This window comes from Pseudonocardia sp. C8, from assembly GCF_014267175.1.
Classification (GTDB): Bacteria; Actinomycetota; Actinomycetes; order Mycobacteriales; family Pseudonocardiaceae; genus Pseudonocardia.
Map to the genome: position 1 here is coordinate 1,135,372 of NZ_JACMTR010000002.1, position 24,744 is coordinate 1,160,115.

Here is a 24,744-nt window from a genome sequence, read left to right on the forward strand (position 1 = left end):
GGCTCAGGTCCGGGCCCCGGTGCCCTGCTCGGACGCCAGCTCCCGCCCCAGCTCCGTGAGCAACCGCGCCGCCTCGGCCATACTGCGCCGCGGGTCCGGCTCGCGGTCGGCGAGCGCGTGCACCTGGTCGAACCCGGCCGCGCGGGCCTGGCCGGCGTCGAGCTGGTTGCGCCCGCACACCGCGATGACGGTGGGCACGCCGTGCGCGCGGGCCGCCGCGGCGACGCCGACCGGGGACTTCCCGCCGAGGCTCTGCCCGTCGAGGCTTCCCTCGCCGGTGATGACGACGTCGGTGCCGGCCAGCCGCTCGTCCAGCCGGACGAGCTCGCGGACGACCTCGATGCCCGGCCGCCGGGTGGCGCGCAGGACGGCGAGAGCGGCGAACCCGACCCCGCCCGCCGCGCCGGCGCCGGGCAGGGAGACCAGCTCGTCCGGGTCCCGGCCGACGGCGGCGGCGACGCACCGGGCGAAGCGGGCGAGCGCGGCGTCGAGGGTCGAGACGTCCGCCGCGCTCGCCCCCTTCTGCGGGCCGAACACGGCGGCGGCTCCGTCCGGCCCGAGGAGCGGGTTGGTGACGTCGGCGGCCAGTACCACCTCGACCCCGGCCAGCCGCGGGTCCAACCCGGAGAGATCGATCGCCTCGATGCCGGCGAGCGCCCCGCCGCCGGCCGGCAGCGGGGCGCCGCCGGCGCCGGTGAGTCGGGCGCCGAGCGCGGCGAGCATGCCGGCGCCACCGTCGTTGGTGGCGCTGCCGCCGACGCCGAGCACGATGCGGGTGCAGCCCGCGTCGAGCGCGGCGGTGATCAGCTGCCCGGTGCCCGCCGTGCCGGCGTCGAGCGGGGCGAACCGCGGCGTGCCCGCCGCGGCCCCGGGCAGCAGGTCGAGCCCGGAGGCGGCCGCCAGCTCGACGACCGCCGTGCTCCCGTCGACCGCGACGGCGGCCCGCACCGGATCGCCCACCGGCCCGGTCACCGTGGCCTCGACGGGGCGGAAGCCCGCGCCGAGGGCCGCGGCGACCGTGCCCTCGCCGCCGTCGGCGACGGGGACGAGGTCCAGGTCCGCTCCGGGCAGCGCCGAGCGCACGCCGTCGGCGACCGCGGCGGCCACCTCGGCGGCGTCGAGCGAACCCTTGAACTTGTCGGGGGCGATCACGATGCGCATGGGCTCAGTCCATCACCGAGATGGCGGTCGGCGCGTCCTGCCCGGTCAGCGCGAGGGGCTCGAACTCGTTGACCGCGTCGATGCCCGCGGCGCCCATCGAGATGTTGGTGACCTTCTCCAGGATCACCTCGACGACGACCGGCACGCTGTGCTCGGCGGCCAGCGCCTGGGCGTTCCCGAACGCGTTCTCGAGCTCGGCCGGGTCGGTGACCCGCAGCGCCTTGCAGCCGAGCCCCTCGATGACCTTGACGTGGTCGACGCCGTAGCCCTCGACGTCCGGCGAGTTGATGTTGTCGAAGCCGAGGGACACGTGGTAGTCCATCTGGAACCCGCGCTGAGCCTGCCGGATCAGCCCCAGGTAGGAGTTGTTGACCAGCACGTGGACGTACCCGATCTGGTGCTGCGCCCCGACCGCCAGCTCCTCGATGAGGAACTGGAAGTCGTAGTCGCCCGACAGCGCGACGACCGTGGTGTCCGGTCGGGCGGTCGCGACGCCGAGCGCCGCCGGCATCGTCCAGCCGAGCGGGCCCGCCTGGCCGCAGTTGATCCAGTGCCGGGGCCGGTAGACGTGCAGCAGCTGCGCCCCGGCGATCTGGGACAGGCCGATCGTGGAGACGTAGACGCTGTCGCGGCCGAACGCGCGGTTCATCTCCTGGTACACGCGCTGCGGCTTGATCGGGATGTCGTCGAAGTGGGTCTTGCGCTGCAGCGTGGACTTGCGCGCGGCGCAGTCCTTCACCCAGACCCCGTAGTCGGGGACGACGTGCTGCTGCCGGCGCGCCCGCGCCTCGACGAGCAGCGCGTCGATCGCGGCACCGGCGTCGGAGACGACGCCGTAGTCGGGGGCGATGACCCGCCCGATCTGGGTCGGCTCGATGTCGACGTGGACGAACGTGCGGCCCTCGGTGTAGGTCTCGAGCGCCCCGGTGTGCCGGTTCGCCCACCGGTTCCCGATCCCCAGCACGAAGTCGGCGGCGAGCAGGGTCGCGTTGCCGTAGCGGTGCGAGGTCTGCAGGCCCACCATGCCGGCGTGCAGCGGGTGGTCGTCCGGGATCGCGCCCCAGCCCATCAGGGTCGGGATGACCGGCACCTGCAGGGTCTCGGCCAGCTCGACGAGCCCGTCCGCCGCGTCGGCGTTGATGACGCCGCCACCGGCGACGATCACCGGTCGCTCGGCCGCGGTGAGCATGTCGAGGATCCTCGACGCCTGCGCCGGGGTGGCGGCGGGCCGCACGACCGGCAGCGGCTCGTAGGTGTCGATGTCGAACTCGATCTCGGCGAGCTGGACGTCGATGGGCAGGTCGACCAGCACCGGCCCGGGCCGGCCCTCGCGCATGTGCCAGAACGCCTTCTGGAACGCGCCGGGGACCTGCGCGGCCTCCTTGACCGTGACCGCCCACTTGGTGACGGGCGCGGCGATCGCGGCGATGTCGACGGCCTGGAAGTCCTCCTTGTCGAGCTTGGCGACGGGCGCCTGCCCGGTGATCGCCAGGATCGGGATGGAGTCGGCGGACGCCGAGTACAGGCCGGTGATCATGTCGGTGCCGGCGGGGCCGGACGTGCCGATGCAGACGCCGATGTTGCCGGGCGCGGCCCGGGTGTAGCCCTCGGCCATGTGCGAGGCGGCCTCGACGTGGCGGGCGAGGACGTGCGCGATGCCGCCGTGGGCGCGCATCGCGGCGTAGAAGGGGTTGATCGCGGCACCGGGCAGGCCGAAGGCCTGGGTGGCGCCCTCCTTCTCCAGGATCAGGACGGCCGCGTCGGCCGCCTTCATGCGGGTCATGACTTCCTCCCCGAGAGCTGCTCGACGAGCAGCAGGAGCGCCGAGTGGTCGAGGTCGCCGTGGCCGAGCTGGCGGAGCGCCTGCATGAGCTGGGCGGCGTGGGAGCCCAGCGGGATCGCGACGCCGGCGGCGCGGGCGGCGGAGGTCACGATGCCCAGGTCCTTGTGGTGCAGGTCGACCCGGAAGCCGGGCGTGAACTCGCGCGCGGCCATCGAGTTCGCCTTGCGGTCGAGGATGCGGTTGCCGGCCAGGCCGCCGGCCAGGACCTCGATCGCGGCGGTGGTGTCGACGTCGTAGGCCTCGAGGAACACCAGCGCCTCGGCGACGAGCTCGATGGTGCCCGCGACGATCAGCTGGTTGGCCGCCTTCACGGTCTGCCCGCTGCCGACCGGTCCGACGTGGACGATGGTCTTGCCCACGGCGTCGAGCACCGGGCGGACCTCCTCCAGCACGGCGGCGTCGCCGCCGACCATGATCGAGAGCACGCCCTCGACCGCGCCCTGCTCGCCACCGGAGACCGGGGCGTCCAGCGGCCGCAGGCCGGCGGCGGAGGCCTGCTCGGCGAGGGCCGTCGCGACGTCGGGGCGGATCGTGGAGCAGTCGATCCACACGGTGCCCGGCGCGGCGTTCGCGATGACACCGTCCGGCCCGGTGGCGACGGCCTCGACGTCGGGGGAGTCGGGGAGCATGGTGATCACGACGTCCGCGCCGGCGACGGCCTCGGCCACCGAGGCGCCGGCCTTCCCGCCCGCGGCCACGAGCTTGTCGACGGCCGGGCGGCTGCGGTTGACGCCGACGACGTCGTATCCGGCCGTGACGAGGTTGGCGGCCATCGGGCCGCCCATGATGCCGAGTCCGATGACGGCGACGGTTCCCTTGGTCATGTTCAGGTCCTTTCGCGGAGGTTCGTGGGTCGGGGAGCTCAGCGGCGCTCGGCGCGGGGGAGCCACGCGAACGGGTCGTCGCTGTCGTCCTTGTACTCGAGTCCGACGTAGCCGTCGTAGCCACGCGCCTCGGCGGCCTCGATCCAGGACCGGATCGGCAGGTCGCCGCTGCCCGGCTGGCCGCGCCCCGGGGCGTCGGCGATCTGGACGTGGCCGAACCGCGCGGCATGTCCGTCGATCACGGCGTCGACGTCGTCGCCGTTGACGGCGAGGTGGTAGAAGTCGGCCAGCAGGGCCACGTTGCCAGCACCGACCTTGTCGATCACGGCGAGCGCGTCCGCCGCGGTCTTGAGCGGGTAGGCGTCGGCGCCGGAGACCGGCTCCAGCAGCACGGTGCCGCCGATCGCGGAGACCGCCTCGGCGGCCCGCGCGAGGTTCTCGACGGCCAGCTCGTCCTGGGCGGCGGGGTCGCCGTCGCCGCGGAGGCCGTAGAGCGCGTTGAACGCGGTGCAGCCCAGCCGCTTGCCGATGTCGACGACGACGTCGATGTTGTCGACGAACTCCTGGCTCCTGCTCGGCAGGCTCACCAGACCGCGCTCGCCCGCGGGCATGTCGCCCGCGAAGAAGTTCAGGCCGGAGAGCTGCACACCCGCGTCGCCGACCGAGCGGACGAAGGCGTCGACCTCCGCGTCACCGGGAACCGCCGTGGCGAACGGCCACCAGAACTCGACCGCGCCGAAACCCGCGGCGGCAACCTTCTCGGCCCGCTGGAGCAGCGGGGTGCCGGTGAGCAGGATCGAGGCGTTGACCGTGTACCTCGTCATGGTTCGGGGGTCCCTCCTGATGGCGGATGAAACTTCCGCATTGCGGAATCTTGCTACTGCGATGCGGAAACAGTACGGCGGTGGCGGGGGTCGGGTCAAGCGCAGGGGCGAGAGAAGTTCCGCGATCCGGATGCCGGATCTCGCATGGCGGCGACAGCGCTGCAGCGCCGACGCCTCCGCGGTGCGGTTGCGTCCGGCCGGCTCGCGGACGCGACCGGCTCGAGGTCGAGTTTCACGATGCGGAATCATGATGTCGCATCGCGACAGAATGCTGGCGCGGAGGCCTTGCTTGTTCTGCCATGCGGAAGTTAACCTCCGCACATCGGAATGGCAGGGAGGCCAGATGACCAGCCCCAGTCCCGGCAGCTCCATCACGCTGCGCGTCGAGGTGGACGGCGACCGCGTGTCGACGGCCGAGCTCGCCACCATTGTCGCGGAGACCGGTGCGGAGGTGACCGGATTCGACACGGTCGAGTCCAGCCACCACGGCACCGTCGTCGACATCACGTGCAACACGAGCGGATCCGTCCACGCGGACCAGATCCGGGAGGCCCTCGACGCGCAGGACGGCCTGCGGGTCCGCAACGTCTCGGACCGCACGTTCCTCATGCACCTGGGCGGCAAGCTCTCGGTCGAGCCGACCGTCACGCTGCGCAACCGCGACGACCTGTCCCGGGCCTACACCCCCGGCGTCGCGCGGGTCTGCATGGCGATCGCGCGGAACCCGGAGGACGCGCGCCGGCTCACGATCAAGCGCAACACCGTCGCCGTCGTCACCGACGGCACCGCCGTGCTCGGGCTCGGCGACATCGGCCCGGCCGCCGCGCTGCCGGTCATGGAGGGCAAGGCGGCGCTGTTCAAGCAGTTCGCCGGCGTCGACGCCTGGCCGGTCTGCCTCGACACGACCGACACCGAGCAGATCATCTCCATCGTCAAGGCCATCGCGCCGAGCTACGGCGGGGTGAACCTGGAGGACATCTCCGCGCCGCGCTGCTTCGAGATCGAGCGGCGGCTGCGGGAGGAGCTCGACATCCCGGTGTTCCACGACGACCAGCACGGCACCGCGATCGTCGTGCTGGCAGCGCTCATCAACGCGCTGCGGGTCGTCGGGAAGAAGATCGGCGACGTCCGCATCGTCGTCAGCGGTGTCGGCGCAGCGGGCCACGCGGTCATCCAGCTGCTGCACGCGCAGGGCGCCCGCGACATCGTGGCCTGCAACCGGCACGGGGCGATCCACGCGGACCAGACCCACGCGCACGGCCACCTGGACTGGCTCGCCGCGAACACCAACCCGGAGGGGCGCACCGGCACCCTCAAGGAGGTCCTGGCGGGCGCCGACGTCTTCATCGGGCTGTCCGCGCCCAACCTGCTCGACGGTGACGACATCGCCACGATGGCGAAGGACGCCGTCGTCATGGCGCTGTCCAACCCGGACCCCGAGGTACCGCCGGCCGCGGCGGCCGAGCACGCGGCCGTGGTCGCGACGGGTCGCAGCGACTTCCCCAACCAGATCAACAACGTGCTGGCGTTCCCCGGGCTGTTCCGCGGCCTGCTCGACGCCGGCGCGCACGAGATCGACACCCCGATGCTCGTCGCGGCCGCGAAGGCGATCGCCGACTGCGTCTCCGACGACGAGCTCACGACCGGCTACATCATCCCGAGCGTGTTCGACGCGCGGGTCGCGCCGGCCGTCGCGGCTGCGGTCAAGGCGGCGGCCACCGGGGCCGAGGAGAGCAGCGAGGGCGGCGAGCGATGACCGCCACGCCCACCGGGCGGCTCGGTGCCGCGGCCTACACCGGCGCCGACGCCCACCTCGCCGCGACCGACGCGTTCCTCGCCGCCGCCTACCCCGGCGACGACGGTCGGCCGCAGCCGGTGCACACCGTCTACGTCCCGGCCGACGCCTACACCGCGGAGCTGCCGGCCGAGTGGGGGAGGCGGGCCACCGAGCTGCTGGCCGCGCACGGCGGCACCGAGAAGCTCTGCGCCGAGCTCGGCCTGTCCGCCGAGCTCACCGGCGCCGTCGCGCCGCGGGTCGACGCGAAGCTGGCGAGCGGCCCGATCGAGGACCTGCGGCTGGACTTCGAGGACGGCTACGGCGACCGCGGGGGAGAGGTCGAGGACGCCGACGCCGTCCGGGCCGCGACGACCGTGGCCCGCTCGGTCGCCGACGGGACCGCGCCGCGCTGGATCGGCCTGCGGTTCAAGTGCCTCGAGGCCGCCACCCGGGCCCGCGGCATCCGCACGCTCGACCTGTTCCTGTCGACGCTGCTGGACCACGGCGGGCTGCCGGACGGGCTGGTGATCACGCTGCCGAAGGTCAGCACGGTCAGCCAGGTCGAGGCGATGGTCACGCTCTGCGCCGAGTACGAGCGGGCGGCCGGGCTGCCGGCAGGCCGGCTGCGCTTCGAGGTCCAGGTGGAGACCCCCCAGCTGATCGTGGGCGCCGACGGGACGGCCCCGGTGGCCGCCGCGATCGCCGCCGGTGACGGCCGGGTGAGCGCGCTGCACTACGGCACCTTCGACTACAGCGCCGCGCTCGGCGTCTCGGCGGCCTACCAGTCGCCGGCCCACCCGGCCGCCGACTTCGCCAAGCAGCTCATGCAGGTCGCCGCCGCGGGCACGGGGGTGCACCTGTCCGACGGCTCGACGAACGTCCTGCCGACCGGCGACGCCGAGGCCGTGCACGCGGCGTGGCGGCTGCACCACGACCTGGTCCGCCGCAGCCTGGAGCGCGCCTACTATCAGGGCTGGGACATGCACCCCGGGCACCTGCCCACCCGGTACGTCGCCACCTTCGCGTTCTACCGGGAGGGGTTCCCGGCCGCGGCCGCACGGCTCGCGGCCTACCTCGGGAGCGTCGAGTCGGGGATCATGGACGAGCCCGCGACGGCGCGGGCACTCGCCCGGTACCTGCTGCGGGGCATCGGCTGCGGCGCGGTCGGGGCCGAGGAGGCCACCGCCGCGACCGGGGTCGACGTGGCCCGGCTCGAGCAGCTCGCCCGGCCTCGCTGGGAACCCACCGCCTGACCGTCCGTCCCGTCCCACCCCTTTCCGAGGAGCCACCCGTGTCGACCACCTACTACGCCCCGCACGGCGGTCACCCCCCGCAGACCGAGCTGCTGACCGACCGCGCGATGTTCACCGAGGCCTACGCCGTCATCCCGAAGCGCTGCATGCAGGACATCGTCACGAGCTTCCTGCCCGGCTGGACCGACACCCGGCTCTGGGTGCTGGCGCGCCCGCTGTCCGGGTTCGCCGAGACGTTCTCCCAGTACATCGTCGAGGTGGCGGCCGGAGGGGGGAGCGACACCCCGGAGACCGACCCGGCCGCCGAGGGCGTCCTGTTCGTCGTCGAGGGCGAGCTGGAGCTGACGGTCGACGGCGGCCCGGCCGCCGGGACGCACACGCTCGATGCCGGCGGCTACGCCTTCCTGCCCGCCGGGCAGGCGTGGACCCTGCACAACCGCGCGGCGGAGCCGGCACGGTTCCACTGGGTGCGCAAGGCCTACGAGCCTGCCCCGGGCGTCGACGCGCCCGACGCGTTCGTCACCCACGAGCGTGACGTCACGCCGAACCCGATGCCCGGCACGGACGGCCGGTGGGTGACGACCCGGTTCGCCGACCCGTCGGACCTGCGCCACGACATGCACGTCAACATCGTCACCTTCGAGCCGGGTGGTGTGATCCCGTTCGCCGAGACCCATGTCATGGAGCACGGCCTGTACGTGCTGGAGGGCAAGGCGGTCTACCGGCTCAACCAGGACTGGGTGGAGGTCGAGGCGGGCGACTTCATGTGGCTGCGCGCCTTCTGCCCGCAGGCCTGCTACGCGGGCGGCCCCGGCCGGTTCCGCTACCTGCTCTACAAGGACGTCAACCGGCACGCCCGGCTGACCCGTTTCTGACAACAGCCCCGTGAGTGGTTGGCGGGGCCGGAGCCCTGAGAACCACTCACGAATCCAGCAGTAGGAGGAGCGCGCCGATGCGCCTCGCAGAGTTCAACGCCGCGCCCGGCCGGGAGGCCGAGGCCGTCGTCCGGCCCTGCCTCGGGGTCGACCGCTGGGTGGCGGAGGTCGTCGAGGGCCGGCCGTACGCCGGCGTCGACGACCTCGTCGCCGCGGGGGAGAAGGCCGCCTCCGCCCTCACCGCCGAGGAGGTCGACGCCGCCCTCGCCCACCACCCGCGGATCGGCGAGCGGGCGCGCGGGGACAGCGCCGAGGCCGGGCTCTCCCGCGGGGAGCAGGCCGGGCTCGACACCTCGGACTCGGTCCAGGCCCGGCTGCTGGAGGGCAACCGCGCCTACGAGGAGCGGTTCGGCCGGGTGTTCCTGATCCGGGCGGCCGGCCGGGACGCCGCGGAGATCCTCGACCAGCTGGAGCAGCGGCTGGGCAACGACCCGGCGACGGAGGACGCCGTGGTCGCCGACCAGCTCACCCAGATCGCCGTCCTCCGCCTGAAGGGAGCCGTCACCCCGTGAGCACCCTGTCCTCGCACGTCCTCGACGCCGTCGACGGGCGGCCCGCCACCGGAGTGGCGGTCGAGCTCCGCTCGGCCACCGGCGAGGTGCTCGGCCACGGCACCACCGACGACGACGGCCGCGTCCGGGACTTCGGCGTCCCGCCGCTCGCGGCCGGCGACTACCGGGTGGTCTTCGCCTCCGGCGACTACTTCGCCACGAAGGGGACCCCCACGTTCTACCCCACGGTCGAGATCCCGTTCACGGTCTCCGACCCCGGTGCGCACTACCACGTCCCTCTGCTGCTGAGCCCGTTCGCGTACTCGACGTACCGCGGCAGCTGAGAACGCGGCAGCCGAGAAGACCCCACCGACAAAGGAGTCGCAAGATGAGCAAGGCCGTTCTCACCTCCAACCAGTACGGCAAGGCCGAGAACCGGGTCGTCCGGGTCACCCGGGACACCCCGCGGCACGAGATCGTCGACCTCAACGTCACCTCCCAGCTGCGCGGTGACTTCGAGGCCGCCCACCTGGAGGGCGACAACGCCCACGTCGTCCCGACCGACACCCAGAAGAACACCGTCTACGCGTTCGCCCGCGACGGCATCACCTCCCCGGAGGACTTCCTGCTCCGGCTGGCGCACCACTTCACCGGCTCCTTCGACTGGGTGACCGGCGGGCGCTGGGCGGCCGAGCAGTACCTGTGGAGCCGGATCAACGACCACGACCACGCCTTCTACCGCTCCGGCCCGGAGACCCGCACCGCGGTCGTCGTCCGGGACGGCGACGAGGACGTCGTGATCGCCGGCCTGAAGGACCTCACCGTCCTGAAGTCGACCGGATCCGGGTTCGTCGGCTACCCGAAGGACCGGTACACGACGCTGAAGGAGACCGAGGACCGCATCCTCGCCACGGACGTGACGGCCCGCTGGCGCTACGTCGGCACCGGGCTGGACTACAACGCCCTCTACGCGAGCGTCCGCGACATCATCCTGGACAAGTTCTCCGACGGGTACTCGTACGCGCTGCAGCAGACCCTGTTCCAGATGGCCGAGGCCGTCATCGACACCCACCCCGAGGTCGCAGAGATCAAGTTCTCCTGCCCGAACAAGCACCACTTCCTGACCGACCTGTCGTTCTGCGGGCTCGACAACCCCGGCGAGGTCTTCTTCGCGGCCGACCGGCCCTACGGCCTGATCGAGGCGACCATCGCCCGTGACGGCGCCGAGCCCGCCGAGGCGGCCTGGTCCGGCATCGCCGGGTTCTGCTGAGGATGGCGTCGATGGCGAAGGAAACCACGAGCGGCGAGGTCGCCGCGGCCCGTCCCGAGGACGAGTGGCTCGGCCCCGGGAAGAGCCTCGCCTACGGGATCCAGCACGTCCTGACGATGTACGGCGGCATCATCGCGCCGCCGCTGATCATCGGTGGCGCCGCAGGGGTGTCGGCGAACGAGATCGCCCTGCTCGTCGCCTCCTGCCTGTTCATCGGCGGGCTGGCCACGATCCTGCAGTCGTTCGGCGTGCCGTTCTTCGGGTCCCAGCTGCCGCTGGTCCAGGGCACGTCGTTCGCCAGCGTGGCGACGATGACCGCGATCGTGGCCGACAGCGGGCTACCCGGCGTGTTCGGCGCCGTCATGGCCTCCGCGGCGCTCGGCCTGCTCATTGCGCCGTTCTTCTCCCGGTTGGTCCGGTTCTTCCCACCGGTCGTCACCGGGACGGTGATCACGGTGATCGGGCTCAGCCTGATGCCGGTCGCCGCCCGGTGGGCGATGGGCAACAACACGAAGGCGCCGGACTACGGCTCGATCGCGAACATCGCGCTGGCCGCGTTGACCCTGCTCATCGTGCTGCTGCTCAGCAAGGTGGCGATCCCGGCGATCTCCCGGCTGTCGATCCTGTTCTCGATCGTGATCGGCACGGTGATCGCCTCCGTGATCGGCATGGCGGACTTCTCGAAGGTCGCCGCCGGCCCGATCTTCGCGGTGCCGACCCCGTTCGCGTTCGGCTGGCCGGTGTTCGACATCGCGGCGATCATCTCGATGTTCATCGTCGTGCTGGTGATCCTCACCGAGACCACGGCCGACATCCTCGCGGTGGGCGAGATCGTCGACACGCCGGTCGACCGGCGCCGGATCGGCGACGGCCTGCGGGCCGACATGGCGGCCTCGGCGATCGCACCGGTCTTCAACGGGTTCACCCAGAGCGCGTTCGCCCAGAACGTCGGGCTTGTCGCGATCACCGGGGTGAAGAGCAGGTTCGTGGTGACCGCAGGCGGTGTGGTGCTGCTGGTGCTGGGCATGCTCCCGGTGCTCGGGCGGGTCGTCGCCGCGATCCCGTACCCGGTTCTCGGTGGCGCCGGCCTGGTGCTGTTCGGGACGGTCGCGGCGTCCGGCATCAAGACGCTGTCCAAGGTCGACTACAACGGGAACATGAACCTCGTCATCGTCGCGGCGTCGGTCGGGTTCGGCATGCTCCCGATCGCCGCGCCGTCGTTCTACGACGAGTTCCCGGAGTGGGTCGGCACGATCTTCCACTCGGGCATCAGCTCGGCCGCGATCATGGCGGTGCTGCTGAACCTGCTGTTCAACCACCTGCGGCTCGGCAAGCCCGCCGAGAACCCGTCGGTGTTCGGGACGGCGAGCCGGGTGATCGACTACTCGGACCTCAAGGCGCTGTCGCGGCTGCGCAACGGCGACCGGATCGAGGACGGGCGGATCGTCGACGCCGACGGCAACCCGGTACCGGTGTGCGACGCCGACGGCAAGCCCGTGCCCTACCGGCTGGACGCCGAGCCGAACGGGCACTGACCTGACCTGACCCACGGCACACTCATGGACCGAAAGTCCCGCAGCACGGGGCTTTCGGTCCATGAGTACGTGGTCGGTCGGGGGCGGCGGGCCGCGCTCGCTGTCGATCAGTGCGTTCCCGCCCGGGGTGGGGCGAAAGCGTGCGTCTCGCCGGCGCACCCGCTGTCGATCAGCGCGTATCTGGCCGGGGCGGGGCGGAAGTGTGCGGCTCGCCGGCGCACGCGCTGTCGATCAGCGCGTATCCGCCCCACCCTGGCGAGAACGTGTACTTCGCTCAGCCGGCCCGCCCCGGCTCGGCGGCCGACGGCGCCCGGACCGGCAGGTCCCGCGCCTCGGCGGCGTGCCGGTCGATGGAGACCTCGACCTTGCGCAGCAGCCGGTCGAGCTCGGCCAGCTCGTCGTCGTCGAGGTCGGCCAGCAGCGCGGACTGGGCCCGCACGTGCTGCCCGTAGACCGCGTCGATCAGCTCGCGGCCCCGCGGGGACAGCGTGACCCGCACGAGGCGGCGGTCCACGGCGTCCCGGCGGCGTTCGACGAGCTCGTCGGCCTCCATCCGGTCCAGCCGCAGCGATATCCCGCCGCTGCTCAGCATCGACGACTCGGCCAGCTCGCTCGCCGTCTTCTGCGAGTCGGGCCCGGACCGGCGCAGGTTCGCGAGCACGTCGAACGACCCCAGCGACAGGCCGGCCGCCTCGTGCCGGGCGTTGAAGATCGCGCGCTGGCGGGCGGCGATCCGCGACAGCCTGCCGAAGATGCCCATGGCGGCCAGCGACGGCAGGTCGGGACGCTCGCGCAGCCAGTCCCGCACGACGTCCGCGACCTTGTCGGTGCCGGTCGCCGCCTCGTGGTTCGTCACCACCGCGTCGGTCATCGCACTCCCCGTTCCTCGCTCACAGTCCGCCGGCCGCCTCGAAGGACCGTCCGCTTCGACTGCCACGGACCAGCAGCCGCTCGAGCAGCCCCACGACGGCGAAGAGCGCAAGCCCGAGGATCGACAGGTAGCCGATCCCCGCGAAGACCGTGACGGTGTCCAGGTTGCCGCGTGCCTGGGTGATCAGGACACCGAGCCCCCGGTCCGCGCCGACGAACTCCGCGACCACCGCCCCGACGACCGCCAGGGTGATGGCGACCTTCGCCCCGGCGAAGATGCTCGGCAGCGCCCACGGGAACCGGATCTTCCAGAACGCCTGCCAGCGGCTCGCCCCCATGGACCGGACCAGCATGAGGCTCTCCGGGCGGGCGGCGTGGAACCCCACGGCCGCGTCGATCACGAGCGGGAAGAAGCTGATCAGGACGACCATGAGGATCTTCGGCGGGTCGCCGAAGCCGAACCAGATGATGAACAGCGGCGCGATGGCCACCTTCGGCACGACCTGCGAGAGCACGAGCAGCGGGTACAGGGCTCGCTCCACGATCCTGCTGTACACCATCCCGATCGCGATCGGGAGGGCGATGAGCACCGACAACCCGAACCCGAGCGTGATCGCGCCCAGGGTCGGCACGGAGGCCTCCCAGTACTGGTCCGCGTCGACCACCATCGACTCCGCGACGGTGAGCGGGCCGGGCAGCACGTACTCCTCGACGAGGCCGGTCGACGACGCGACCTGCCAGAGGACGACGAGCAGGCCGAGCAGGACACCGCTCGGCAGCCACCGGCGGGCGGCCGTGCCGAGCCGCGCACCCGCCGTCGTACCCGGCCGGGTGCGCCGCTCGCCGTCCGGGGTCGCGGGCGCCGCCGCCGGTGACGTCGTCACGGAACTATTCGTCATCGCTGAAGACCCCCAGGCGCGAGAACTCGTCGCGGATCGCGGTCACGTAGTCGCGGAAGGCGTCCGACCCGCGGTCGGCGATGTGCCGCGGCCGGTCCAGCTCGATCGGGATGTCCGCCGCGATCCGCGCCGGCCGGGGCGTGAGCACCACGACCCGGTCGGCGAGGAAGACCGCCTCCTCGATGCTGTGCGTGATGAGCACGACGGTGCTGCGGGACCGCAGCCACAGCTGCTGGAGGTCCATCTGGACCTGGTCGCGGGTGATGGCGTCGAGCGCACCGAGCGGTTCGTCCATCAGCACCATGCGGGGTTCGTGCAGCAGCGCCCGGCACAGCGCGACCCGCTGCTGCATGCCGCCGGACAGCTCGTCCGGGTAGTGGTCGGCGAACGCGGCCAGGCCGACGTCCGACAGCAGGCGGAGCGCACGGGCGCGGCTGGCCTCCGGGTCGAGCTTGCGGATCTCGGCCTGGAGCAGGACGTTCTCCACGGCGGTCCGCCAGCTGAGCAGCTCGGCGCCCTGGAAGACGATCCCCGCGCTCGTCACCGGCCCGTCGACCCGCTCGTCACCGACGTCGATCGAACCGGCAGTGGGTTGCGTGAGCCCGGCGAGCGCCATCAGCAGCGTGCTCTTGCCGCACCCGCTGGGGCCGACGATCGCCAGGAACTCGCCGTCGGCGATGTCGAGCGAGAGCCGCTCGACGGCGCTGACCGTGCCGCTGCGGGTGGTGAAGGACTTCTCGACGTCCCGGAACCGGATGAACGGCTCCCGGCATGCGGTGGCGGTCACGACCGGGTTCCCAGGTCGTCGCGGCACGGGCCGGGCAGGAACCGGTTGTCGGCGACGTCGGCCACCGCGACCCGGCCCTTGTCCACGCCGCCGTACTGCTCGGTGAGCGCGATGGTCGACGCCCAGTCCTGGGCGGCCATGCAGCCGAACGGCTGCCCGGAGTTGGCCGGGGTCCGCTGGAGGCCGTTCGAGATCCGCCACTGCTCGGCCAGGACCGGTCGGGGGACCTTGCTGGTGGGCGCGAACCGGTAGAACGCGTCCACCGCGGCCGGGGTGTCGGCGTTGGTGTGGTTCACGGCCTCGACCAGGGCGGCGAGGAACCGCTTCAGGGTCTCCGGGCGCTCCTCGACGAAGTCCGTACCGGCGACGATGCCCGAGCTCAGCATCGAGATCCCGGCGTCCCGGTAGGGCAGGACGACCGGCTTGCACTTGCATTTCGCCTCGATGTTCGGCCCGCTCGTGTTGAGCAGCCCGAAGGTGAAGTCGGTCTGCCGTGCCACGAACAGCTCGGTGCGGGTGGGGATGTCGACGTTCCGGAACCGGATCGTCTTCTCGTCGATCCCGGTCGCGTTCGCGTAGGCCGGGAAGATCCGTTCGGCCGCCGAACCGGGGGTGAAGCCCGCGGTCCGGCCCACCAGGTCCTGCGGGGACCTGATCCCGGAGTCCGCGAAGGCGTAGAGCGCCAGCGGCGACTGCTGGACCATCCCCGCGACCATCTTCACGTCGACGCCCTGGGCGGTCGACTGGACGAGGCTGCCGGCATCGACGTAGCCGATGTCGTCCGAGCCGTTGCCGACCGTCTGGATCGTCGTCCCGGAGTCCTTGCCCTCGTTGAGCTCGACACGGAGCCCGTGCCGCTCGAAGATCCCGGTCTCGACACCGGCCACGAGCGGGAGCACCGCTCCGGAGTAGTAGATGTCGGTGCGGACCTTGACCGTCTCACGCCCCTGGGCGTCCGTCGGGGGCTCCCCGCCGGCGCCACAGCCGGTCAGCGCGACGAGCGCCGCGACTCCCAGCGCCGCGACGACGGCTCTCCTGCCACGCTTGCCATGCACGTCGTTGCCTCCTCGCCTCTCGTGCCGTCGGTCAGTCGCGGGTCACGCCGTGCATCTCCGACGTCTCCGGATACGTCGGCAGCTGGGGCCGAGGTGCCCCGATGATCACGCAGATGATCGCGTCCTCGTCGCTCACCGTGCGCAGGCTGCGCGGGACGCCCGCAGGGACGCGGATGAGATCGCGGTACCCGAGCACGCGGCTGGCCTTGAGGTGGCCGTCGTCCACGTCGTGGATGCTGAACTCGACCTCGCCCTCGAGGACGAAGAAGACCTCTTCCACGTCGTGGTGGGTGTGCTCGGGCCCCACGCAGCCGGCGGGGAGCAGCATGTTGGAGAACGTGAAGTGCTCGGCCGGCAGGATGTTGCCGTCGTTCTCGTGGTTCCCGGTCGCGCCGGACCCGATGTAGCGGACCTGGGCGCGCCGGAACTTCTCGCCGCGCTTCGCCTGGAAACCGAGCGTGTCCCAGTCCTCGCGACGTGTGGCGCGCAGTGCCGTGAGCGCGTCGATGTCGCGCTCCAGCGAGGTGATCCTGTCGTCGACCGCCGTCATCCCCAAGCTCCTTTGCTATGGACTGCTAAGGAATAAGACACTTAGCGCTAAGAGGTGTCGACAGAAAGGTGACCTGCATCACGGTGTGGGTCGCATGCACCGGGGTGCGGGCGCTGTCGCGGCGGGCGTCACGCGGATCGCACGACGGCCACCGGGCCGGCCGACCGCCGGCGCCGACCGCCGTCGGGAGTCAGGAACGACCGTGACGGGCGAGCGACCGGCCAGGTCGCGAGCGGGATCTCCCGGGTCAGCCGCCGTCGTGGGTCGACGGGCCGGCCACCCGGTACCCCCCGAACTTCTCCCGCAGCGTCTTCTTGGAGAACTTGCCGACGCTCGTCTTGGGTACCTCGTCGATGAACTCGACGGCGTCCGGCAGCCACCACTTCGCCACCCGCGGGGTGAGGAACTCGATGATCTCCTCGGCGGTGAGGTCCTCGCCCTCCTTGACGACGACGCAGGCGAGCGGCCGCTCGACCCATCGCTCGTGCGGCACGGCGATCACCGCGGCCTCGGCGACCTTCGGGTGCGCCATGATCTCGTTCTCCAGCTCGACCGAACCGATCCACTCACCGCCGGACTTGATGAGGTCCTTGGTGCGGTCGACCAGGCGGAACGAGCCGTACCGGTCGACCGAGGCGACGTCACCGGTGCGGAGCCACCCGTCCTCGGTGAACTGCGCGCCGCCGCCCTCGCCGCGGTGGTAGTCCCGGGCGATCCACGGTCCGGCGGCCTGCACCTCGCCGGTCGCGACGTCGTCCCACGGCTGCAGCTCGCCGGTCCCGGGGTCGACGATGCGCAGGTCGACGAGCGGTGCCGGGAAGCCCTGACGGGCACGGGCGTCGTCGCGCTCGTCCTCGGTCAGCTCGTCGTGGTGGGAGTGCATCGTCGCGATCGTGGCGATGGGGCTCGTCTCGGTCATGCCCCAGGCCTGCAGCATCGGCACGCCGATGGCCTCCTTGTAGGCCTTCGACAGCGCCTTCGGCACGGCAGAGCCACCACAGAGGATGGTGCGCAGGTGCGACAGGTCGTGCTCGCCCAGCAGCGGCTGGATCCCCATCCAGATGGTCGGGACGCCGCCGGTGACGGTCACCTCGTGCCGCTCCAGCATCGACACGATCGCCTCGGGGGCCATGTTCGGGCCGGGCAGCACCAGCGACGAGCCGGCCATGAGCACCCCGTACGGCAGGCCCCACGCGTTGGCGTGGAACATCGGGACGATCGGCAGCACGACGTCGCGCTCGGTCAGCGCGATCCCGTCGGCGAACAGCGTGGCCAGCGAGTGCAGCACCGCCGAGCGGTGGCTGTAGACCACGCCCTTGGGGTTTCCGGTGGTGCCGGACGTGTAGCACATCGCGGCCGCGGTGTTCTCGTCCTCGACCTCGAACGGGCCGGTCCGCGGCCGGGCGGCGGCGAGCAGCTCCTCGTAGTCGCGCACGCGCGGGTCGTCCGGCACCGGTACGTCGGCGCCGTCGTCGATCACGACGACCGTGCGGACCGTCTCCAGCTTGTCGACGTGCGGCCACAGCAGCGGCAGCAGCGAGCGGTCGACGAAGACGACCTCGTCCTCGGCGTGGTTCGCGACGTAGACCAGCTGGTCGGGGAAGAGCCGGATGTTGAGGGTGTGCAGCACCCGGCCGGTGCAGGGCGCGGCCAGGTAGAGCTCGAGGTGGCGCGCGGTGTTCCAGCAGAACGTGCCGACCCGGCCGTCGGCGGTGATGCCCAGGTCGTCGAGCACCGTGGCGAGCCTGCGGACGCGGCCGCACAGCTCGGCGATCGTGGTGGCGGTCTCGCCCGACGGCGCCGCCGTGACGACGGTCTTGTGTCCGAAGAGCTGTTCCGCCCGGTGGAAGACGTGGGGGAGGGTCAGCGAGCGGTCCTGCATGAGTCCAAGCATCTGTGCTCCAGAGGCTGTCGCGGATCTTCGCAAGCTACTGGGGCCTGGGGCAGGACGTCGAGATCTTCCGGTGCTCCGAATCCGCAGGGGCGGTGGCGCACCGTCTGTCATGTGTGTGTCCGAGGGGGGACTTGAACCCCCACCCCCTAGCACGGGGACTAGCACCTCAAGCTAGCGCGTCTGCCATTCCGCCACTCGGACGCCACGATCTCTCGATCGCGTCGGGGAGAAGCATAGCCGAGCCCTCCGGGTGCGTCGCGGGCGGGTCGGCGCCGCCGGTCGGCGCAGGTCGGCACGGGCGTCGGGACGATCCGGTGGTAGGAAGGCGGGCATGACGGGCGACGCGAGCGAGACCCCGACCAGTGACGCGGCGGCCACCGGTGAGGCGGCCGGTGCGGAGGCCGAGGTCGTCCAGCTGTGTTCCGAGCTGATCCGGATCGACACCACCAACACCGCCGACCCGGCGACCCTCGCGGGGGAGGCGGAGGCCGCCGAGTACGTGGCGGCGAAGCTGACCGAGGTCGGCTACGAGGTGGAGCTGGTCGAGTCCGGGGCGCCGAAGCGGATGAACGTGTTCGCCCGGCTGCCCGGGGCCGACCCGTCCCGGGGTGCGCTGCTGATGCACGGGCACCTCGACGTCGTCCCGGCGGACGCGAGCGAGTGGTCGGTGCACCCGTTCTCCGGCGCGGTGCGCGACGGCTACGTCTGGGGCCGCGGCGCCGTCGACATGAAGGACATGGACGCGATGATGCTGGCAGTGGCCCGCCGCTTCAAGCGTGAGGGTGTCGTGCCGCCGCGGGACATCGTGTGGGCGTTCGTCGCCGACGAGGAGGCCGGCGGGAAGTACGGGTCGCAGTGGCTCGTCGAGCACCGTCCGGACCTGTTCTCCGGGTGCACCGAGGCGGTCGGTGAGGTCGGCGGGTTCTCGCTGACCCTGGGCGAGGACCAGCGCGCGTACCTGATCGAGTCGGCGGAGAAGGGCATCGCCTGGATGCGGCTGCGCGCCAAGGGCAAGCCCGGGCACGGTTCGTTCCTGCACGACGAGAACGCCGTCACGACGCTCGCCGAGGCCGTCGCGCGGCTGGGGAACCACACGTTCCCGCTGGTGGTCACCGACACCGTGCGGGCGTTCCTGGAGCGGATGACCGAGCTGACCGGCGTCGAGTACCCGGAGGACGACCTCGAGGGCGCGCTGGCGAAGCTCGGCCCGATCTCGCGGATCGTCGGGGCGACCGTCCGGGACACCGCGAACCCGACCATGCTGAATGCCGGCTACAAGGCCAACGTGATCCCGTCGACGGCGGAGGCGGTCGTCGACTGCCGGGTCCTGCCGGGTCGGGAGGAGGCGTTCTTGCGCGAGGTCGACGAGCTGCTCGGCCCGGACGTCGAGCGCGAGTGGGTCACCGACCTGCCGCCGGTGGAGACGCCGTTCGAGGGGCCGCTGACCGAGGCGATGCAGGCGGCGCTGCGCACCGAGGACCCGACCGCGGAGATCGTGCCCTACATGCTGTCCGGCGGGACCGACGCGAAGGCGTTCTCGGCGCTGGGGATGAACTGCTACGGCTTCGCGCCGCTGCGGCTGCCGCCGGAGCTGGACTTCGCGTCGCTCTTCCACGGGATCGACGAGCGGGTGCCGGTGGACGCGCTGCGGTTCGGCACCCGGGTGCTGGACCGCTTCCTGCGGAACGCCTGAGCGGCGGCTTGACCTCGACCGCACTTCAGCGAGGATGCTCTGCCGCATGGCAGAGCTGAACCACACCATCGTCCACTCCCGGGACAAGCGGGCCGGCGCCGCGTACCTGACCGAGATCCTCGGGCTCGCGGAGCCGCAGCCGTTCGGGCCGTTCCAGGTCGTCGAGGTCGCGAACCGGGTGAACCTCGACTACATGGACGCCGACCCGGACGCCGAGATCACCCCGCAGCACTACGCGTTCCTGGTGTCCGACGACGAGTTCGACGCGGCACTGGCCCGGATCACCGCGCGCGGGCAGCAGTACTGGGCCGATCCCGGGGCGAACCGCGCCGGGGAGATCAACACCAACGACGGCGGGCGCGGCCTCTACTTCCAGGATCCGTCGGGCCACTGGATGGAGATCCTCACGGTGCCCTACGGCGGCGGCTGACCGCCCGGTCAGAACGTGGGCTCGGGCAGCAGGCCGTGCTGGCTGCGCCGCCGGCGCAGGACGACCTTGCGCACGCCACCCGGGTAGAGCCGCAGCCGGGACAGCTCCCAGCCGGAGAACTCGGCCTGGACGGCGAGGCGGACCGACGCCGTCAACCGGGAGACGTCGCCGTCGATCCGCACCGGGCGGTACTCGTACCGGTCGTCGGTCCAGGCCTCGCCGTCCCGAGTCCCGGCGAACCGATTCCCCTCGGTTCCGGTCTCCTCCGGTCCGCTCACCGTCATCCGTGCCTCCCGGTCGTGCCACCACGGCGTCGCCCACCGGATCCGCCGGTGGGTGAACGGCGGGTGCAGCCGGTGTGAACCCACCATAGGTCGCCGTGCGGGGGCGGGGCCACCGGCGATCAGACGGGGTCGCTCACGTCGTCCAGCGCGGTCCGGATCTCGGCCGGCAGGGTGACGTCCTCGGCCGCCAGCGACGCCCGCAGCTGCGCCGCGTCCCGCGCGCCGACGACCGCGCTCGCCACCCCGGGCCGGTCCCGGACCCAGGTCAGGGCGACGACCAGCGGGGAGGTGCCGAGCCCGTCGGCGGCGGTGAGGACCGACTGCACGATCCGCGCCGAGCGCTCGGTGCGCCGGGCCTCCACGTAGGAGGCGAGCAGCGCGCTCGCGGCGCGGGAGTCGGCGGGGGTCCCGTCGGTGTACTTGCCGGTCAGCACGCCGCGCCCCAACGGGGCCCACGCGAGCACGCCCAGCCCGTGGTGGCCGGCGGCCGGCAGCAGCTCGGCCTCGGGCTCGCGGGCCAGCAGCGAGTACTCGACCTGGGCCGAGACCGGGCGGCACACCCCCGGATCCGGCCCGTGCGCCGCGTGCCCGGCGACCGTGGCGAGCTGCCAGCCCTGCGGGGCGACCAGCCCGGCGTAGCGCACCCGGCCGGAGTAGACGGCGACCTGCACCGCGGAGAGCATCTCGTCGAGCGGCACCCGCGGGTCCCAGCCGGGGAACTGCCACAGGTCCAGGTGGTCGACGCCCAGCCGGCGCAGCGTGGTGTCCAGTGAGCGCAGCAGCGCGCCGCGGGAGGCCCGCTCCCGGTCGGCGGGGGAGCCGGCCGTGCCCCGCCCGGCGATCACGACGTCGTCCCGCGGCACGGTCCCGCGCAGCAGCCCGCCCAGCACCTGCTGGGCGGTGCCGCCGCCGTAGTCGTCGGCCGTCTCGACCAGCGTCCCGCCGGCGTCGACGAACGCCGTCAGCTGCGCGGCCGCCTCGGTGGGGGAGGTGTCCTCGCCCCAGGTCATGGTGCCCAGCCCGACCCGGGACACCTCGAGGCCGCTGGCGCCGACCGGTCTGCGTTGCACGCCTGGAGAGCCTAGGTGCGCGGCCCGCCGCCACGGTCGAGGGCGCGCGCTGTGACCCGGGTCTCCGCGGGTACGGTGACCGCCCGTGACCGATCAGCCGCTCCGGCCCGCCGGGCCACCCGTCGGGGGCCGCCCATGAGCTGGCTCGAGGTGATCGTCCTCGGAGTCATCCAGGGGTTGACCGAGTTCCTGCCCGTCTCGTCGTCGGGGCATCTCCGCATCGCCTCGGAGCTGTTCTTCGGGCGGGACCCGGGGGCCGCCTTCACCGCCGTCACCCAGCTCGGGACCGAGGCCGCGGTGATCGTCTACTTCGCCCGGGACATCGGGCACCTGCTGCTCACATGGGTGCGCGGGTTCCGGGACCCGGAGGTCCGGCAGACCGACGACTACCGGCTGGCCTGGCTGGTGATCGTCGGGTCGATCCCGATCGCCGTGCTCGGGGTGCTGTTCAAGACCCAGGTCGAGACGGTCGCGCGCAACCTCTGGCTGGTCGCGACGACGCTGATCGTGTTCGGTGTGCTGCTGGGCCTGGCCGAGCGGTTCGGCAGGCAGGTGAAGCCGATCGAGCGGATCACGGTGCGGGACGGCATCCTGCTCGGGCTCGCGCAGGCCATGGCGCTGGTCCCGGGCGTCTCCCGCTCCGGCGGGACGATCACCGCGGGGCTGGCGCTCGGCCTGACCCGGCCGGCGATCGTGCGGTACTCGTTCCTGCTGGCGATCCCCTCGGTGTTCGGCGCGGGCCTGTTCACGCTGCCCGACGTGTTCGCAGGCGACGGGCCGTCCGGCGTCCAGATGATCGTGGCGGTCGTGATCTCGTTCGTGATCGGCTACGCGGTGATCGCCTGGCTGCTGCGGTTCGTGCAGAACAACACGGTGTACGTGTTCGTCGCCTACCGGATCGTGCTGGGCGTCGCGCTGCTCGCCGGCCTCGCGATCGGGGCGGTCTCCGCGACCTGAGCCACCCGAGCGGGCCGGCACGGCGCGCGTCACGCGTAGCCTCGCGGCCGTGGCGACCTTGATCCTCCTGCGGCACGGGCGCTCGACGGCGAACACCGAGGGTGTCCTGGCCGGGCGCACCCCCGGCGTCGAGCTCGACGACCGCGGCCGGGAACAGGCGGCGGCCGTCGTCGACCGCCTGGCCGGCCTGCCGATCGCCTCCGTCGTGACCTCGCCGATGGTGCGGTGCCGGCAGACCGTGGCGCCGCTGGCCGCCGCCCGCGGCCTCGAGCCGGTGGTCGAGGACGGCCTGGCCGAGGTCGACTACGGCTCCTGGACCGGCCGGAAGATCAGCGAGCTGGTGTCCGAGGACCTGTGGAAGGTGGTGCAGTCGCACCCGTCGGCCGCCGTGTTCCCGGACGGCGAGTCCCTCGCCGGGATGCAGGCCCGCGCGGTGGCGGCCGTCCGCCGGCAGGTCGCACGCGCCGCGGACGAGCACGGCGAGAACGCGATCGTGCTCGCCTGCAGCCACGGCGACGTCATCAAGGCGGTGCTGGCCGACGCCCTGGCCAGCCACCTCGACAACTTCCAGCGGATCGTCGTCGACACCGCATCGGTGAGCGTGATCGCCTACACGGCGCTGCGGCCGTTCGTGGCCCGGATGAACGAGCAGTCCGGTGACGTCACGAGCCTGGTCCCGCCACCGCCGTCGGAGGAGGAATCGACTTCGGACGCCGTCGTCGGGGGGTCCACCAACGCGTGAGTCCGGGTGATCCATCTCGCATCGCCCCTGGTCGCGGCCCCGGCGCGACACGGAGGGGATGCCCCGGACAGCCGTCTCGCCTACCCTGGGAAAGGTCATGGCACGCGTCATCCACGTCTTCCGCCGCCCCGACCGCTTCGTGGCCGGGACCGTCGGCGAGCCCGGCGATCGGGCCTTCTACCTGCAGGCGATCGAGAGCTCCCGGACGATCAGCGTGCTGCTCGAGAAGCAACAGGTGTCGGTGCTGGCGGAGCGGATCACCGCGTTGCTCGGGGAGGTCGCGAAGCGCTTCGGCGAGGAGAACCTCGCCGAAGGCACACCGGCCGAGACCACCTCGTCCGACAACGACCCGCTCGACGTCCCGCTCGAGGAGGAGTTCCGGGTCGGCACCATGGGGCTGGGCTGGGACGCGGACTCCAGCTCGATCGTCGTCGAGCTCCTCGCGGTGACCGAGGAGGAGGTCGACGAGTCGGTCGTGCTCGACGACACCGAGGAGGGCCCGGACGCGCTGCGGGTGTTCCTGTCCCCGTCGGCGGCCAAGGCGTTCGCCGACCGCGCCGAGAAGGTCGTCTCGGCCGGACGGCCGCCGTGCCCGCTGTGCGCCGAGCCGCTGGACCCGGAGGGGCACGTCTGCGTCCGGCTGAACGGCTACCACGACCGCAACCCCGTGGCCGACGCGGAGTGAGCCCGACCCCGCAGCTGCGCGACCCGGCCGTGCCGGAGATCCTCGACCGGGGCCGCATGGAGATCACCGGCCGGCTGGTGGACGCGTCCAACGCGACCCTGTTCGGCACCGTCGCCCTCGACGGCGTCGAGCTGCGCTGCGTCTACAAGCCGGTGCGCGGGGAGCGCCCGCTGTGGGACTTCCCGGACGGCACGCTGGCGGGGCGCGAGGTCGGCGCCTACCTCGTCTCCGAGGTCTCCGGGCTGCACGTGGTCCCACCGACGGTGCTGCGCGCGGAGGCGCCGTTCGGGCCGGGGATGGTGCAGGCCTGGGTGTCCTCGGGGGACGAGAGCGCGCTCACCGAGCCCTCCTCCGACGGCTTCGACGGCGAGCTGGATGAGGAGACGATCCGGCTCGCCGCCGAGACGCTGGTCGAGCTGTGCGAGCCGGACACCGTCCCGGACGGCTGGCTGCCGGTGCTGCGGGCCCGGGACGGCGCCGGGGACCCGGTCGTCCTCGTGCACGCCGACCACCCGCGGCTGCGGGCGATGGCGCTGTTCGACGTGGTCGTCAACAACGCCGACCGCAAGGGCGGGCACGTCATCGTGGCCGGGGACGGCGGGGTCTACGGCGTCGACCACGGGCTGACCCTGCACGCGGATCCGAAGCTGCGCACGGTGCTGTGGGGCTGGATCGGCGACGACATCGGCGAGGAGCACACCGCGCAGCTCAAGGAGCTGCGGGCCCGGCTCGCCGGGGACTTCGCCGACGTCCTCGGCGAGCACGTGACCCGCCGGGAGATCGCCGCGCTGCGCTCCCGGATCGACCACCTGCTCGCCGAGCCCCGCTTCCCCGGGCCGGAGGGGTACGGGCCGGCGATCCCCTGGCCCGCGTTCTAGGCTCGTGAGTGGTTATCAGGGCCCTGACCCTGATAAC

Annotated in this window: 25 protein-coding genes and 1 tRNA gene; 13 read left to right on the forward strand and 13 right to left on the reverse strand. The window is 72.4% G+C overall.

The features are described from left to right. Positions 1-3: 3 nt before the first annotated feature. From H7X46_RS06015 to H7X46_RS06030, 4 genes are read right to left on the reverse strand one after another with little or no spacing between them, the layout of a single operon-like run. Positions 4-1,161 (reverse strand): glycerate kinase, encoded by a 1,158-nt coding sequence (locus tag H7X46_RS06015; protein WP_186358459.1) that lies wholly within the window; start codon positions 1,159-1,161, stop codon positions 4-6. Positions 1,162-1,165: 4 nt separating this feature from the next. Then, the gene (gcl, locus tag H7X46_RS06020) at positions 1,166-2,944 is read right to left on the reverse strand and encodes a glyoxylate carboligase (protein ID WP_186358460.1); all 1,779 of its coding nucleotides are present in this window, start codon (positions 2,942-2,944) and stop codon (positions 1,166-1,168) included. After that, positions 2,941-3,828, reverse strand: coding sequence for a 2-hydroxy-3-oxopropionate reductase (locus H7X46_RS06025; RefSeq protein WP_186358461.1), 888 nt, complete (start codon positions 3,826-3,828; stop codon positions 2,941-2,943). Before H7X46_RS06025 ends, gcl begins: the two co-directional genes overlap by 4 nt. Positions 3,829-3,866: 38 nt before the next feature. Beyond that, positions 3,867-4,652: a hydroxypyruvate isomerase family protein gene (locus tag H7X46_RS06030; protein ID WP_186358462.1), complete on the reverse strand. Its 786-nt coding sequence runs from the start codon at positions 4,650-4,652 to the stop codon at positions 3,867-3,869. Positions 4,653-4,995: 343 nt separating this feature from the next. Here H7X46_RS06030 and H7X46_RS06035 point away from each other — a divergent pair, with 343 nt between their 5' ends. The 7 genes from H7X46_RS06035 to H7X46_RS06065 all read left to right on the forward strand — a co-directional run bounded on the left by H7X46_RS06035 (position 4,996) and on the right by H7X46_RS06065 (position 11,913). After that, entirely contained in the window at positions 4,996-6,408 is a 1,413-nt protein-coding gene (locus H7X46_RS06035) for an NAD-dependent malic enzyme (RefSeq protein ID WP_186358463.1), read from the forward strand. Next, positions 6,405-7,682 carry an aldolase/citrate lyase family protein gene (locus H7X46_RS06040; protein ID WP_186358464.1) on the forward strand — a complete coding sequence of 426 codons (1,278 nt, stop codon included), beginning with the start codon at positions 6,405-6,407 and terminating at the stop codon, positions 7,680-7,682. The genes H7X46_RS06035 and H7X46_RS06040 overlap by 4 nt, the downstream gene beginning before the upstream one ends. Positions 7,683-7,720: 38 nt before the next feature. Continuing rightward, complete coding sequence (locus tag H7X46_RS06045; protein ID WP_186358465.1) at positions 7,721-8,557, forward strand: bifunctional allantoicase/(S)-ureidoglycine aminohydrolase; 837 nt, start codon at positions 7,721-7,723, stop codon at positions 8,555-8,557. A gap of 77 nt (positions 8,558-8,634) precedes the next feature. Further along, positions 8,635-9,129 (forward strand): 2-oxo-4-hydroxy-4-carboxy-5-ureidoimidazoline decarboxylase, encoded by a 495-nt coding sequence (gene uraD, locus H7X46_RS06050; protein ID WP_186358466.1) that lies wholly within the window; start codon positions 8,635-8,637, stop codon positions 9,127-9,129. Further along, positions 9,126-9,452: a hydroxyisourate hydrolase gene (gene uraH, locus H7X46_RS06055; protein ID WP_186358467.1), complete on the forward strand. Its 327-nt coding sequence runs from the start codon at positions 9,126-9,128 to the stop codon at positions 9,450-9,452. Before uraD ends, uraH begins: the two co-directional genes overlap by 4 nt. Before the next feature lie 44 nt (positions 9,453-9,496). Next, positions 9,497-10,378 (forward strand): factor-independent urate hydroxylase, encoded by an 882-nt coding sequence (pucL, locus tag H7X46_RS06060; RefSeq protein WP_186358468.1) that lies wholly within the window; start codon positions 9,497-9,499, stop codon positions 10,376-10,378. An 11-nt stretch (positions 10,379-10,389) separates the two neighbouring features. Then, entirely contained in the window at positions 10,390-11,913 is a 1,524-nt protein-coding gene (locus H7X46_RS06065) for a nucleobase:cation symporter-2 family protein (protein ID WP_186358469.1), read from the forward strand. Positions 11,914-12,187: 274 nt separating this feature from the next. Here H7X46_RS06065 and H7X46_RS06070 read toward each other — a convergent pair whose 3' ends face one another. From H7X46_RS06070 to H7X46_RS06100, 7 genes are all read right to left on the reverse strand, one after another. Next, a complete protein-coding gene (locus H7X46_RS06070) occupies positions 12,188-12,784 on the reverse strand; it encodes a MarR family winged helix-turn-helix transcriptional regulator (protein WP_186358470.1) in 597 nt (198 codons plus the stop codon). A 19-nt stretch (positions 12,785-12,803) separates the two neighbouring features. Next, positions 12,804-13,667: an ABC transporter permease gene (locus tag H7X46_RS06075; RefSeq protein WP_370588630.1), complete on the reverse strand. Its 864-nt coding sequence runs from the start codon at positions 13,665-13,667 to the stop codon at positions 12,804-12,806. Positions 13,668-13,671: 4 nt separating this feature from the next. Next, a complete protein-coding gene (locus H7X46_RS06080) occupies positions 13,672-14,469 on the reverse strand; it encodes an ABC transporter ATP-binding protein (protein WP_222131208.1) in 798 nt (265 codons plus the stop codon). Further along, positions 14,466-15,524 carry an ABC transporter substrate-binding protein gene (locus H7X46_RS06085; RefSeq protein ID WP_186358473.1) on the reverse strand — a complete coding sequence of 353 codons (1,059 nt, stop codon included), beginning with the start codon at positions 15,522-15,524 and terminating at the stop codon, positions 14,466-14,468. Before H7X46_RS06085 ends, H7X46_RS06080 begins: the two co-directional genes overlap by 4 nt. A gap of 31 nt (positions 15,525-15,555) precedes the next feature. Further along, positions 15,556-16,074: a cupin domain-containing protein gene (locus tag H7X46_RS06090; RefSeq protein ID WP_186358474.1), complete on the reverse strand. Its 519-nt coding sequence runs from the start codon at positions 16,072-16,074 to the stop codon at positions 15,556-15,558. 247 nt (positions 16,075-16,321) lie between these two features. Further along, positions 16,322-17,968, reverse strand: a complete 1,647-nt coding sequence (locus H7X46_RS06095) for a long-chain fatty acid--CoA ligase (RefSeq protein WP_186358475.1) — start codon at positions 17,966-17,968, stop codon at positions 16,322-16,324. A 116-nt stretch (positions 17,969-18,084) separates the two neighbouring features. Further along, positions 18,085-18,169 (reverse strand) — tRNA-Leu (locus H7X46_RS06100). Positions 18,170-18,299: 130 nt separating this feature from the next. Between H7X46_RS06100 and H7X46_RS06105 the strand changes: the two genes are divergently transcribed. Further along, positions 18,300-19,661, forward strand: a complete 1,362-nt coding sequence (locus tag H7X46_RS06105) for a M20/M25/M40 family metallo-hydrolase (RefSeq protein ID WP_186358476.1) — start codon at positions 18,300-18,302, stop codon at positions 19,659-19,661. A gap of 46 nt (positions 19,662-19,707) precedes the next feature. Continuing rightward, positions 19,708-20,091, forward strand: coding sequence for a VOC family protein (locus H7X46_RS06110; protein WP_186358477.1), 384 nt, complete (start codon positions 19,708-19,710; stop codon positions 20,089-20,091). Between the two features lie 8 nt (positions 20,092-20,099). Here the strand turns inward: H7X46_RS06110 and H7X46_RS06115 are convergent, their stop codons facing one another. Both H7X46_RS06115 and H7X46_RS06120 read right to left on the reverse strand, forming a co-directional pair. Continuing rightward, positions 20,100-20,375, reverse strand: coding sequence for a DUF5703 family protein (locus H7X46_RS06115; protein WP_186358478.1), 276 nt, complete (start codon positions 20,373-20,375; stop codon positions 20,100-20,102). Between the two features lie 119 nt (positions 20,376-20,494). Then, positions 20,495-21,445 (reverse strand): aldo/keto reductase, encoded by a 951-nt coding sequence (locus tag H7X46_RS06120; RefSeq protein WP_186358479.1) that lies wholly within the window; start codon positions 21,443-21,445, stop codon positions 20,495-20,497. 135 nt (positions 21,446-21,580) lie between these two features. On the opposite strand from H7X46_RS06120, the gene H7X46_RS06125 reads away from it, so the two are divergent. The 4 genes from H7X46_RS06125 to H7X46_RS06140 all read left to right on the forward strand — a co-directional run bounded on the left by H7X46_RS06125 (position 21,581) and on the right by H7X46_RS06140 (position 24,707). After that, on the forward strand, positions 21,581-22,402 hold the full coding sequence (locus H7X46_RS06125; RefSeq protein WP_186358480.1) for an undecaprenyl-diphosphate phosphatase: 822 nt from the start codon (positions 21,581-21,583) through the stop codon (positions 22,400-22,402). A gap of 49 nt (positions 22,403-22,451) precedes the next feature. Further along, on the forward strand, positions 22,452-23,144 hold the full coding sequence (locus H7X46_RS06130) for a histidine phosphatase family protein (RefSeq protein WP_186358481.1): 693 nt from the start codon (positions 22,452-22,454) through the stop codon (positions 23,142-23,144). A 97-nt stretch (positions 23,145-23,241) separates the two neighbouring features. Beyond that, positions 23,242-23,829 carry a DUF3090 domain-containing protein gene (locus H7X46_RS06135; RefSeq protein WP_186358482.1) on the forward strand — a complete coding sequence of 196 codons (588 nt, stop codon included), beginning with the start codon at positions 23,242-23,244 and terminating at the stop codon, positions 23,827-23,829. Beyond that, on the forward strand, positions 23,826-24,707 hold the full coding sequence (locus tag H7X46_RS06140) for an SCO1664 family protein (RefSeq protein WP_370588631.1): 882 nt from the start codon (positions 23,826-23,828) through the stop codon (positions 24,705-24,707). The genes H7X46_RS06135 and H7X46_RS06140 overlap by 4 nt, the downstream gene beginning before the upstream one ends. The last annotated feature ends 37 nt before the right edge of the window (positions 24,708-24,744 follow it).

What these genes read in the sequence shown, in the direction of transcription:
- H7X46_RS06070 (WP_186358470.1), bottom strand. Translation starts at nt 12,784, where the DNA reads ATGACCGACGCGGTGGTGACGAACCACGAGGCGGCGACCGGCACCGAC.
- H7X46_RS06030 (WP_186358462.1), bottom strand. Translation starts at nt 4,652, where the DNA reads ATGACGAGGTACACGGTCAACGCCTCGATCCTGCTCACCGGCACCCCG.
- H7X46_RS06135 (WP_186358482.1), top strand. Translation starts at nt 23,242, where the DNA reads ATGGCACGCGTCATCCACGTCTTCCGCCGCCCCGACCGCTTCGTGGCC.
- H7X46_RS06125 (WP_186358480.1), top strand. Translation starts at nt 21,581, where the DNA reads ATGAGCTGGCTCGAGGTGATCGTCCTCGGAGTCATCCAGGGGTTGACC.
- gcl (WP_186358460.1), bottom strand. Translation starts at nt 2,944, where the DNA reads ATGACCCGCATGAAGGCGGCCGACGCGGCCGTCCTGATCCTGGAGAAG.
- H7X46_RS06090 (WP_186358474.1), bottom strand. Translation starts at nt 16,074, where the DNA reads ATGACGGCGGTCGACGACAGGATCACCTCGCTGGAGCGCGACATCGAC.
- H7X46_RS06110 (WP_186358477.1), top strand. Translation starts at nt 19,708, where the DNA reads ATGGCAGAGCTGAACCACACCATCGTCCACTCCCGGGACAAGCGGGCC.
- uraD (WP_186358466.1), top strand. Translation starts at nt 8,635, where the DNA reads ATGCGCCTCGCAGAGTTCAACGCCGCGCCCGGCCGGGAGGCCGAGGCC.
- H7X46_RS06065 (WP_186358469.1), top strand. Translation starts at nt 10,390, where the DNA reads ATGGCGAAGGAAACCACGAGCGGCGAGGTCGCCGCGGCCCGTCCCGAG.
- H7X46_RS06040 (WP_186358464.1), top strand. Translation starts at nt 6,405, where the DNA reads ATGACCGCCACGCCCACCGGGCGGCTCGGTGCCGCGGCCTACACCGGC.
- H7X46_RS06035 (WP_186358463.1), top strand. Translation starts at nt 4,996, where the DNA reads ATGACCAGCCCCAGTCCCGGCAGCTCCATCACGCTGCGCGTCGAGGTG.
- H7X46_RS06095 (WP_186358475.1), bottom strand. Translation starts at nt 17,968, where the DNA reads ATGCTTGGACTCATGCAGGACCGCTCGCTGACCCTCCCCCACGTCTTC.
- pucL (WP_186358468.1), top strand. Translation starts at nt 9,497, where the DNA reads ATGAGCAAGGCCGTTCTCACCTCCAACCAGTACGGCAAGGCCGAGAAC.
- H7X46_RS06115 (WP_186358478.1), bottom strand. Translation starts at nt 20,375, where the DNA reads ATGACGGTGAGCGGACCGGAGGAGACCGGAACCGAGGGGAATCGGTTC.
- H7X46_RS06025 (WP_186358461.1), bottom strand. Translation starts at nt 3,828, where the DNA reads ATGACCAAGGGAACCGTCGCCGTCATCGGACTCGGCATCATGGGCGGC.
- H7X46_RS06105 (WP_186358476.1), top strand. Translation starts at nt 18,300, where the DNA reads ATGACGGGCGACGCGAGCGAGACCCCGACCAGTGACGCGGCGGCCACC.
- H7X46_RS06015 (WP_186358459.1), bottom strand. Translation starts at nt 1,161, where the DNA reads ATGCGCATCGTGATCGCCCCCGACAAGTTCAAGGGTTCGCTCGACGCC.